Genomic DNA, 10,414 nt, shown 5'->3' on the forward strand with positions numbered 1-10,414 from the left:
TTGGGGGTTGGCGCCACCAGCCCAGGGGGGTGGGCATGGAGACGCAAGCACCGTCCGGCGCTCAAAGACTTGGGGGATTTTCCGATCCGGCACGCTCGCGGGCGGGGGATGCCCTCGCGGCGCCGGGACTGTGTGTAACGACCGCCGGCCCGCCATCATTCCGGGGCCCGGACCCTCATCCGGCGACGCCGGCGGGGATTCGTTGCTGCGATCGTCCAGGGGATCCAACGACCGCCGACCCACCATCATTCCGGGCCCGGACCCTCACCGGCTCGGCCAACGGGGGACCGCTACTGCGATCGTCCGGGGATGTAACGACCGGCCAGCCGCCATCATTCCGCGCGGCCCGGCCCCGCGCCCTTAGAAGGCGGCGGGCTGTTGCTCGATCGTCCGCATCATGTAACGCCCCCGACCCGGCCCCGATTCCACCACCCGAATGCCCCCGGTCACACCCACAAACCGGACACCCACCCCATCTCGGCACACGACGCCAGGAGATCGCACCGGTTCCGGGCACCGTGCCCGATTACCGCGCAGGGGCTCGTCCGACGGTATCGACCTCCCGCCAGGAGGGGCCGTAGCGGAACGAGCGTGCGGGCGTGATACCTGGGAGGCATTTTGATGACTCTGAGGTATCGCGACAGCATGCCGACCCGCGACGACACGCCCCACCGGCGACGCCGACGGGAGTAGAGCGGGCGCGATGCTGCGCCGGCCCACGAGGGCCACCGCCGCCACCTGATCGACCCCCCGATGGGCGGTATGCCGGGCGGAGACCGACTCCACCTGCGGTATGTCGCGGTGTCCGGTTACGGCGGACACCGCGGGTTGCCGCACATCGAGTGGATCTCGCCCGAGGGCGAGCGGGCTGGCGCACCTGAACCGGAGCGGGACAGGACCTGCGGGAGCGGGCGGGCCCGGACCACGACGAGGGTGGGGCCCGCCGTGCCCGGCGCAGGGATCAAGCCTGACCGCCCGGAGCCGGGCACGGCGGGCCACACCCCAACCGCAACCAACCACCGACCCGGCACGGCCACACCCACCGGCAAGGAAGAGGGAAACCGGATAAAACGGGCACCACCAATTCGCCGGAAAAACTTGCCCGGGCCCCGTCGATTACCCCGCCCCCCGTTCGTCGTCATCCTGTACGGCACAGGGCCGCACGAGGAGACACCGAGGAGCCGGACATGAAGTACATGCTGCTGATCTACAGCGCCGCGACCGACGGGGCCGACCAGTGCACCTTCGAGGACTGGGTGGTGTATGACAAGGCGCTCAAGGAGGCCGGCGTCCTCGTCTCCGGGCACTCGCTGAAGGACCTGACCACCGCCACCACGGTGCAGGTCGGCCCGAACGGTGAGCGGACGGTCACCGACGGGCCGTTCGCCGAGACCCGCGAGGTCCTCGGCGGCTACGACGTGATCGACGTACCGAATCTCGACGTGGCGCTGGAGTGGGCCGCCCGCTGTCCGGGGGCACGCGGCGGCGGCTCGGTCGTGGTGCGGCCGGTCGCCGAGTTCGACCTCTGACCGCGATGGACGAGCGGGTCACCGGCGTCGGGGCGTCCGTGGAGCTGATGTTCCGCGAGGAACGCGGTCGACTGCTCGCCTCCCTCGTCCGCCGGTTCGGCGACCTCGATCTGGCCGAGGAGGTCACCTCCGAGGCCATCGAGGCGGCCCTGGTGCACTGGCCGGTCGACGGCGTACCGGCCAGGCCCGGGGCCTGGTTGCTGACCACCGCGCGGCGCCGGGCGGTCGACCGGCTGCGGCGCGACCAGGCGTACGCGGCGCGGCTGGCGATCCTGCAGGTGGAGGCGGAACGGGCCGACCCGGCCCCGCCGGCGGACGCGGACGCCGACCTGCCCGACGAGCGGCTGCAGCTCTTCTTCACCTGCGCCCATCCGGCGCTGCCCGCGGAGGACCGCACGGCGCTGACCCTGCGCTGCCTCGCCGGCCTGACCACGCCGGAGGTCGCCCGGGCGTTCCTGGTGCCGCCCGCCACGATGGCGCAGCGGATCGTGCGGGCGAAACGGAAGATCCGCGAGGCCCGGATCCCGTTCCGGGTGCCGGGCGCCGACGAGTTGCCCGACCGGCTGCCCGGGGTGCTCCAGGTCGTCTACTCGATCTTCACCGAGGGCTACGCGGCCAGCTCGGGGGCGCGGCTGCAGCGGCTCGACCTCGCCGAGGAGGCGATCCGGCTGGCCCGGATCCTGCGCCGGCTGCTGCCGGCCGAGCGGGAGGTCGCCGGGCTGCTCGGGCTGATGCTGCTGGTGCACGCCCGGCGCGACGCCCGCACCGGCCCGGACGGCGAGTTGGTGCTCCTGGCCGACCAGGACCGCGGCCGGTGGGACCGCGGCATGATCGAGGAGGGCCGCGACCTGGTGCCGGTGGCGCTGACCGGCGGCCCGCCCGGCCGGTACGGGGTGCAGGCCGCGATCGCCGCGCTGCACGACGAGGCCCCAGACGTGGAGTCCACCGACTGGCCGCAGATCGTGGCGCTCTACGACGTGCTGCTCGCCGTCGCGCCCTCCCCGGTGGTCGCGTTGAACCGGGCCGCGGCGGTGTCCATGCGGGACGGGCCGGCGGCCGGCCTGGCGCTGCTCGACGAGCTGGCCGACGAGCCGCGGTTGCGCGGGCACCACCCCTACCCGGCCGCCCGGGCGGACCTGCTACGCCGGCTCGGCCGCCTCGCCGAGGCCGCGGCGGCCTACCGGGAGGCGCTCGACCTGGCCGGCACCGAGCCCGAGCAGGCCCACCTGCGGCGCAACCTGCTCGAGGTGGAGCACTCCGCCGAGGCGCCCGACACCTGACGGCCCGGTCCCGCCGGACCCGGACGACGGCGCCGCGGCGAGACCGCCGGCACGCGCACGCTCGCGCCGGCGGCCGGGCGCGTTACCCTGACACCATGCCGGCCGTCTCCGCCACCACACCCCGCGCGGCCCACCTGGCCCGCCCGGGGCGCCCCGCCGTGGTGGCGCGCACCCTGGCCGAGCTCACCGGCCCCACCCGCGGCGTGGTGGAGCTGCCGGTGCGGTTGATGTGGTGCGCCGACCGGACGTTCGACCTCGGCGACCCGGACCAGCTGCTCTGGATGTACGAGAACGTGCTGCGCGAGACCACCCGCACTGAGGACCTCCGCCGGCTGATCAACGGCCGGACGCTGCGCCGGGTGTGGCGACTGCTCAACCTGCCCCGCGGCGTCCGCGCGGCCTGGGAGGACCGCCACCGGGGCCTGCGGGCCGCGTGAGCATCACCCACCCGCACGAGTTCTACCGCGAGGTCGCCCGGGTGGCGCTGTCCGCCGCGGGGCCGTACCGGTTCGTGCTGGGCGGCGGGGTGGCCTGGGCCGCGCACGGCCTGGTCACCCGCCCCACCGAGGACGTCGACCTCTTCGCCGACGTCGAGGGGGCGGCCGCGGCGGCGGCCGCTGCGGTGCGCGAAGCGCTGCGGCGGGCCGGCTTCCAGGTCGACGACGCGGACCCGGACAGCGAACTTGCCGAACTCTTCGACGGCTTCGACCGGGACCTGCGGGACTTCGTGGTGACCCGCGACCACCGGCAGCTCCGGCTCAGCCTGGCCCGCCTGGACCGGCGGCGCAGTCCCGTGGTGATGGACCTCGGCCCGGTGATGGACGTGCGCGACCTGGTGGCCAGCAAGACCGCGGCCCTGGTCAACCGCCGGGAGGTACGCGACTACATCGACGTCGCGGCGGCCCGGGAGCACTACGACGTGGCCGACCTGCTGGCGCTCGCCCACCAGTTCGACCCGGCGCTGGACCCGGAGGACGTGCGCGCGGCCGGCCGCTACCTGGACCGGCTGCCGGAGCGCCGTTTCGCCCGCTACGGCCTGGACGCCGCCGAGGTCGCCCGGGTCCGCGAGCGGCTGGCCGGCTGGCCCCGCTGACGCACCCGCCCGGTGCGGCACCCGCGCCGCACCGGGCGCGACGCTCACTTCGTCGGACGGCCGCCGGTCACGCCGAGCACCTCGCCAGTGACGTAGCTGGACTCCTGGCTGGCGAAGAAGACGTACGCCGGGGCCAGCTCCGCCGGCTGCCCGGGACGGCCCTCGGGGGTGTCCTGGCCGAACTGCTCGACCTTCTCCTCCGGCATGGTCGCCGGAATGAGCGGGGTCCAGATCGGACCGGGCGCCACCGCATTCACCCGGATGCCCTGCTCCGCCAGGCCCTTGGCGAGGGCCTTGGTGAAGTTGGCGATGCCCGCCTTGGTGGTGGCGTAGTCCAGCAGCTGCGGCGACGGGTCGAACGCCTGGATCGACGAGGTGTTGATGATCGCCGACCCCTCCGGCAGGTGCGGGACGGCGGCCTTGCAGAGCCAGAACATCGCGTACAGGTTGGTCTTGAGCACCCGGTCGAACTGCTCGCTGCTGATCCCGGCGATGCCCTTGTCCTGCGACATCTGGTAGGCGGCGTTGTTCACCAGGATGTCGAGGCCGCCCAGGTCGCGCACCGCCCGGTCGACCAGTTCCTGGCAGTGCCGCTCGTCGGTGATGTCGCCGCGCACCGCGACCCCCTTACGACCGGCCTCCTCGATCCACCGGATGGTCTCCCGGGCGTCGGCGTCCTCGGACAGGTAGGAGATCAGCACGTCGGCGCCCTCCCGGGCGAAGGCGATCGCCACCGCCCGACCGATCCCGGAGTCGCCGCCGGTGATCAGCGCCCGCTTGCCCGCGAGCTTGCCGGTGCCCCGGTAGGACTCCTCGCCGTGGTCCGGCTTCGGGGTCATCCGCCCCGTCGAGCCCGGCGGCGCCTGCTGCTGACCCGGCTGCCCGGACTGCTGGCCGTACTGGGTGGTCGGGTCCTGCTGGGTGTACTGGTCCTCACTCACGGACGTCCCCCTGCGCACCTGTCGATCCGGTCCCGGGAAGCCCTACCCGGCGGTGCCGACCGGAAACGGATGTCACCGGTGTTACACCAGGGCACCGGATGACGCTGGTGGTATGAAACACCTCCGGCCGCTGTGCCAGGAGTGACAGTCGCTCGTTATGGTGCCGCTGGCGCTCCCGAAGCGTCCTCACCCCCATTGGAAAGGCATGGCATGACCTCTCCCTCCGGCCCGTCGCGCCGCCGGGTGCTCGCCGTCGCCGCGGCGGCCGCGGGTGCCCCCCTGATCGCGAGCGCGCCTGCCCGAGCGGCGGACGCGGCAGGACCGAAGACCTGGGACCTCACCGTCCTCGGCACCTCGGACACCCACGGCAACGTCTACAACTGGGACTACTACCGCGACGCCGAGTACGACGACAGCCGGCACAACGACGTCGGCGTCGCCAAGCTGGCCACCCTGGTCAACCAGATCCGCGCGGAGCGCGCCGGCCGGGCGACCCTGGTTCTCGACGCCGGCGACACCATCCAGGGCACCCCGCTGGCCACGTACTACGCGAAGCAGGAGCCGATCACCGTCGCCGGTGAGACGCACCCGATGGCGAACGCCATGAACATCCTGAAGTACGACGCGGTGACCCTCGGCAACCACGAGTTCAACTACGGCCTGCCGCTGCTGGCCAAGTGGATCGAGCAGCTCGGCTTCCCGGCCCTGGCGGCGAACGCCGTCAACGCGGCCACCGGCAAGCCGGCGTTCCTGCCGTTCGTGATCAAGAAGGTGTCCCTCGGCGGCGCCGACTCCCCCACGATCAAGGTCGGCATCCTCGGCCTGACCAACCCGGGCGTAGCCATCTGGGACAAGGGCAACGTCGAGGGCAAGCTGGTCTTCCCGGACATGGTCGAGACCGCGCAGAAGTGGGTGCCGATCATGCGCGAGCGGGGCGCCGACCTCGTCATCGTCTCCGCGCACGGCGGCGACAGCGGCACCTCCAGCTACGGCCCGGAGCTGCCGAACGAGAACCCCTGCACGATCATCGCCGAGCAGGTGCCGGGCATCGACGCGATCCTGTTCGGCCACGCACACAACGAGGTCGTGCAGAAGTTCGTCACCAACGCCGCGACCGGCGAGCAGGTGCTGCTGTCGGAGCCCTCCAAGTGGGGTCAGCGGCTCACCCGGATGGACTTCACGGTGACCAAGCAACGCGGTCGCTGGAAGGTTCTCGCCAAGGGCGCCACCATGCTGAACACCAACACGGTGGTCGAGGACCCGGCGGTCCTCGCCGCGGTGCGGGCCCAGCACCAGAAGACCGTGGCGTACGTCAACCAGGTGGTGGCCCGCTCCACCGTGGAGCTGTCTGCCGCGGAGTCCCGGTACAAGGACACCCCGATCCTGGACTTCATCAACCACGTGCAGACCGAGGTGGTCACCGCGGCCCTGGCCGGTACCGCCTACGCGACCCTGCCGGTGCTCTCGATCGCGGCGCCGTTCAGCCGCACCGCGGTCTTCCCGGCCGGGGACGTGAAGATCCGCGACGTCGCCGGGCTCTACGTCTACGACAACACCCTCGAGGCGGTCGTGCTCAGCGGCGCCGAGGTGCGCGCCTACCTGGAGTACTCGGCGAAGTACTTCCGCACGCTCGCCCCGGGCGCGCCGGTGGACCCGGAGACGATCAGCGATCCGGCCGTGCCGGACTACAACTACGACGTCTTCTCCGGCCTGGACTACGACATCGACATCTCCCGACCGGTCGGCCAGCGGATCACCCGGCTGGTGCTGCCCAACACCGACACGCCGGTGGCGGACAACGCGCAGTTCGTGGTGGCAGTGAACAACTACCGACGCAGCGGCGGCGGCAACTTCCCCGGCATCGTCAAGACGCAGGTCTACAACGCGCAGCAGGAGATCCGCCAGCTGCTCATCGACTGGGCGCAGGCCCGGGGCACGATCGACCCGGCCGACTTCTTCCAGCCGAACTGGCGGCTGGTGCGCGAAGGCGTCCCGGTCTTCTGATCCGTACCACCCGACGGGCCGTGGGCGGCAACGCCCACGGCCCGTCGTCGTTGGTCAGGCGTGCCGCAGGTCCCAGCGTTCCGGGTCGTCGAGCGGCTCCGGGCGATCCCGGCGCGGGTCGGTCTCGGTCAGCTCGATCCGTTCCTCGGGACGCACGCCGGGCGGCAGCTCGCCGAACCGGACGTGCCGAAGGAACGCGTACTCCTCGTCGGTGAACGACACATCGGTGTGGTCGTCGGTCATGCGCCCCCTCCCTTCGACGCCGTCATTCTCCGTCGTCCACTCCTCCCCTCGCCAGGTCGTCGAGGGGGTCACGTCGCGTAGAGCGTCCTAGGATCCTGGGTGGACGGACGGGGCGACAAGCAGCCATGCCTGCCGTTCCTCAGGGGTGCCGGACCAGCGGTCGCCGGGGCGCGGGCAGGCGGTCCAGCAGCGCCAGCGCCGCCCGGACCGGCGCCCGGGTCAGCGTCTCGTCGAAGCTCGCCCGCCCCTGGCAGAACCGCACGAACATCCGCCAGCCGGGCGGGGTCGCCAGCAGCGCGTGGAAGACCTCCGGCTGCCGGGCGAAGACGTCCAGCAGCCGGTGCCCGGCCCGCATCGACGGGACCAGCCGCTCGGCGACCGCACGCTCGTAGCCGGCCAGGTCACCGGCCGCCACCGCCGCGCCGGCCAGTTCCCCGGAGCGCAGCGCGTAGCTGATCCCCTCCCGGCTCCACGGTTCGAGCAGGCCGGCGGCGTCCCCGACCACCAGCACCCGGCCCCGGCGCAACGGCGAGTCCTCGGCCCGGCAGCGGGTCAGGTGCCCCGAGTCGTGCGCCGGCGGCACCTCCGCCAGCCCGAGCCGGTCGACGAACCGGCGCAGGTACTCCCGGGTCCGCTCCCCCTCACCCCGGGCGGCGATCACCCCGACGGTGAGCCGATCGCCCTTCGGGAACACCCAGGCGTACGACCCGGGGAGCGCACCCCAGTCGAGCAGCACCCGGCCGCGCCAGCGGGCCTGCTGTTCGGGCGGCACCGGCAGTTCCAGCTCCAGCCCCAGATCGACCTGCCGGTAGTCGACACCGACGTGCCGGGCGGTCACCCCGGACGAGCCGTCGGCGCCGATCACCGTACGGGCGTGCACGGTGTCGCCGTCGGCCAGCCGAAGGCGTACCCCCTCCGGGTCCTGCTCGACGGCCCGGACCGCGACCCGCTCGCGCACCTCGGCCCCGGCGGCGACCGCGGCCGCCCGCAGCCGGTCGTCGAACTCCTCCCGCCGGACCATGGTCACCAGCGGGCCGCCGTGATGGCGGGTGAACCCGCGTCGCCCGTCCCGGGTGAACGTGACCCGGTCGACCCGGTCGTGCGCGGGCACCTCGATCCGGTCCGTCACGGCGGCGAGGGAGGTGCCGATCAGCCCTCCCCCGCAGGTCTTGTACCGCGGGTGCGCGGCCCGTTCCACCACAAGGGTGCGCAGGCCCGCGCGGGCGGCAACGTACGCGGCGGAGAGCCCGGCGGGCCCACCGCCCACCACGGCGAGATCCCAGACGATCACTGGTGCAGCCTAGGGCACCCGGCCGCCGGCACCGCCCGATCGGGCGGGCATCTTCGGTCACGCAGGGGGTAACCGCGCAGCGCAGACCGCCTGCGCAGAGGCGGGAGAACGAAGGAGGAGCCATGCGGCAGGTACAGCTGTCGGAGGTCGAGGAACGGGTGTACGAGGCGGTGGCCGCGCTCGAGGCGCGCGGGCAGGTGCCCTACCCGGACATGATCGCCGAGGAGTGCGGCCTGACCGAGGAGCAGTTGCACGCGCCGCTGCATATGCTCACCGAGAAGAACCTGCTGCACCGGGAGGACTCACCCATGGCCGGCCTGGACTTCGGGCCCCGATTCTGTGCCCGCCAGATGGCGTGACGCAACGGCGGCCGGCGTCGGACGAGCGGCGGCGCTGGCAGGCCCTCGGGGTCGGCCTGGTCGCCGCCTTCATGACGCTGCTCGACGTGAGCATCGTCAACGTCGCTGTACCGTCGATGGACCGCGCGCTGCGGGCTTCCCCCAGTGATCTGCAGTGGGTCCTCTCCGGATACGCGCTGACCTTCGGGCTGGCGCTGGTGCCGGCCGGGCGGTTCGGCGACGCGCGCGGCCGGCGCAACGCCTTCGTCGCCGGCATCACCCTGTTCACGCTGACCAGCGCGCTGGCCGGGCTGGCCCGCTCCCCCGAATGGCTGGTCACCGCGCGGCTGCTCCAGGGTGCCGCCGCCGGGGTGGTCAACCCGCAGGTGACCGGCCTGATCCAGGAACTCTTCCGGGGCCCGGAACGGGCCCGCCCGTTCGGGTTGCTCGGCGCCACCATCGGCATCTCCACCGCGATCGGCCCGCTGCTCGGCGGACTGCTGATCGCCATCGGCGGTCCCGATCACGGCTGGCGCTGGGTCTTCTTCGTCAACGTGCCGGTCGGGATCGTCGCGGTGATCCTCGGCTGGCGGCTGCTGCCCAGCCGCCTCCGGGGCCAGGCCGACAGCCGGCGGCTCGACCCGGTCGGCGTGCTGCTGCTCGGGCTCGGCGTGGTCCCGCTGCTGCTGCCGCTGGTGCAGCAACAGCAGTGGCGGGGGCCGGAGAAGTGGCTGCTCGTCCCGGCCGGGTTGGTCGCGCTGGTCGCCTTCGGATTCTGGGAGCGGCGGTACGCCCGGCAGCAGCAGCCGCTGTTCGACCTGCGGCTGTTCACCTTCCGGTCGTACACCCTGGGGTCGCTGATCGCGGTCGTCTACTTCGGCGGCTTCACCGCCATCTTCTTCATCTTCACCCTCTACCTGCAGAGCGGTCTCGGCTACAGCGCCCTCATCGCCGGCCTGGCCATCACCCCGTTCGCGCTGGGGTCGGCCGCCACGTCCGCGCTCGGCGGGCGGATCGTCAACCGGTACGGGCGCCCGCTGGTCGCCAGCGGCCTGGTCACGGTGGTGGTCGGCCTCGTCGGCGTGGTCGCGATCCTCGAACTGGATCCCGGGCACGCCGCCGTACCGTGGCTGACCGCCGGTCCGCTGCTGGTGGCCGGGCTCGGCAGCGGCCTGGTGATCGCCCCCAACCAGACCCTCACCCTCTCCGAGGTGCCGGTACCCCAGGCGGGCAGCGGAGCGGGCATGCTGCAGACCGGTCAACGGATCGGATCAGCGGCCGGCATCGCCGCCGTCGGCTCGGTCTTCTTCGCGTCACTGACGGCCAGCGACGGGGACTGGTCGGTGGCGTTCCGGCACTCGCTGCTGCTGGCCGCCGGCATCATCGCGCTGGCGCTGATCGCCGCCGTCACCGACATCGGCCGCAGCCGCCGCTGACCGCACGGCGTACGCCCCGGCGGCGAAGACGCCGCTGGCCGGCACCCGTTGTGGGTGCCGGCCAGCAGTCCCCCTGTGAGGAATGTCTGTGTCAGTTGTTCCAGTGCTTGGCGACGAGGTCGGCGGCCTGCTGCTCCCACTGGGCGTAGTGGAACGGGTAGGCCGACACCTGCACGGTCTGCGCGGCCTTGGTCAGCGGCATGTCCTGCCACCCGTCGACCTGCTTGAGACCCTTCAGGAACGCCTTGGTCGAGTACTC

At 72.7% G+C, this 10,414-nt stretch carries 10 protein-coding genes; 7 read left to right on the forward strand and 3 right to left on the reverse strand.

The annotated features are described in order from the left end of the window. Positions 1-1,187 precede the first annotated feature (1,187 nt). From ACVCAH_RS36675 to ACVCAH_RS36690, 4 genes are all read left to right on the forward strand, one after another. Positions 1,188-1,529 carry a YciI family protein gene (locus tag ACVCAH_RS36675; RefSeq protein WP_447140806.1) on the forward strand — a complete coding sequence of 114 codons (342 nt, stop codon included), beginning with the start codon at positions 1,188-1,190 and terminating at the stop codon, positions 1,527-1,529. A 5-nt stretch (positions 1,530-1,534) separates the two neighbouring features. Continuing rightward, positions 1,535-2,809, forward strand: a complete 1,275-nt coding sequence (locus ACVCAH_RS36680) for an RNA polymerase sigma factor (RefSeq protein ID WP_447140807.1) — start codon at positions 1,535-1,537, stop codon at positions 2,807-2,809. A 95-nt stretch (positions 2,810-2,904) separates the two neighbouring features. Next, complete coding sequence (locus tag ACVCAH_RS36685) at positions 2,905-3,246, forward strand: hypothetical protein (RefSeq protein ID WP_447140808.1); 342 nt, start codon at positions 2,905-2,907, stop codon at positions 3,244-3,246. 2 nt (positions 3,247-3,248) lie between these two features. Continuing rightward, positions 3,249-3,902, forward strand: a complete 654-nt coding sequence (locus ACVCAH_RS36690) for a nucleotidyl transferase AbiEii/AbiGii toxin family protein (RefSeq protein ID WP_447140815.1) — start codon at positions 3,249-3,251, stop codon at positions 3,900-3,902. Positions 3,903-3,946: 44 nt separating this feature from the next. Here ACVCAH_RS36690 and ACVCAH_RS36695 read toward each other — a convergent pair whose 3' ends face one another. After that, on the reverse strand, positions 3,947-4,843 hold the full coding sequence (locus tag ACVCAH_RS36695; protein ID WP_447140809.1) for an SDR family oxidoreductase: 897 nt from the start codon (positions 4,841-4,843) through the stop codon (positions 3,947-3,949). 210 nt (positions 4,844-5,053) lie between these two features. Between ACVCAH_RS36695 and ACVCAH_RS36700 the strand changes: the two genes are divergently transcribed. Further along, entirely contained in the window at positions 5,054-6,847 is a 1,794-nt protein-coding gene (locus ACVCAH_RS36700) for a bifunctional metallophosphatase/5'-nucleotidase (RefSeq protein ID WP_447140810.1), read from the forward strand. A gap of 54 nt (positions 6,848-6,901) precedes the next feature. On the opposite strand, the gene ACVCAH_RS36705 is transcribed toward ACVCAH_RS36700, so the two are convergent. Next, positions 6,902-7,090, reverse strand: a complete 189-nt coding sequence (locus ACVCAH_RS36705; protein WP_447140811.1) for a hypothetical protein — start codon at positions 7,088-7,090, stop codon at positions 6,902-6,904. Between the two features lie 139 nt (positions 7,091-7,229). Continuing rightward, entirely contained in the window at positions 7,230-8,381 is a 1,152-nt protein-coding gene (locus ACVCAH_RS36710) for a geranylgeranyl reductase family protein (RefSeq protein WP_447140812.1), read from the reverse strand. Positions 8,382-8,503: 122 nt separating this feature from the next. On the opposite strand from ACVCAH_RS36710, the gene ACVCAH_RS36715 reads away from it, so the two are divergent. Both ACVCAH_RS36715 and ACVCAH_RS36720 read left to right on the forward strand, forming a co-directional pair. Continuing rightward, positions 8,504-8,740, forward strand: coding sequence for a hypothetical protein (locus ACVCAH_RS36715; protein WP_447140813.1), 237 nt, complete (start codon positions 8,504-8,506; stop codon positions 8,738-8,740). Then, complete coding sequence (locus tag ACVCAH_RS36720) at positions 8,737-10,155, forward strand: MFS transporter (RefSeq protein WP_447140814.1); 1,419 nt, start codon at positions 8,737-8,739, stop codon at positions 10,153-10,155. The genes ACVCAH_RS36715 and ACVCAH_RS36720 overlap by 4 nt, the downstream gene beginning before the upstream one ends. Positions 10,156-10,414: the final 259 nt, after the last annotated feature.

It is taken from the genome of Micromonospora sp. LZ34 (assembly GCF_052981855.1).

Bases quoted from the DNA above. Each gene is read 5' to 3' on its own strand.
- ACVCAH_RS36675 (WP_447140806.1), top strand. From the start codon at position 1,188: ATGAAGTACATGCTGCTGATCTACAGCGCCGCGACCGACGGGGCCGAC.
- ACVCAH_RS36680 (WP_447140807.1), top strand. From the start codon at position 1,535: ATGGACGAGCGGGTCACCGGCGTCGGGGCGTCCGTGGAGCTGATGTTC.
- ACVCAH_RS36685 (WP_447140808.1), top strand. From the start codon at position 2,905: ATGCCGGCCGTCTCCGCCACCACACCCCGCGCGGCCCACCTGGCCCGC.
- ACVCAH_RS36700 (WP_447140810.1), top strand. From the start codon at position 5,054: ATGACCTCTCCCTCCGGCCCGTCGCGCCGCCGGGTGCTCGCCGTCGCC.
- ACVCAH_RS36705 (WP_447140811.1), bottom strand. From the start codon at position 7,090: ATGACCGACGACCACACCGATGTGTCGTTCACCGACGAGGAGTACGCG.
- ACVCAH_RS36715 (WP_447140813.1), top strand. From the start codon at position 8,504: ATGCGGCAGGTACAGCTGTCGGAGGTCGAGGAACGGGTGTACGAGGCG.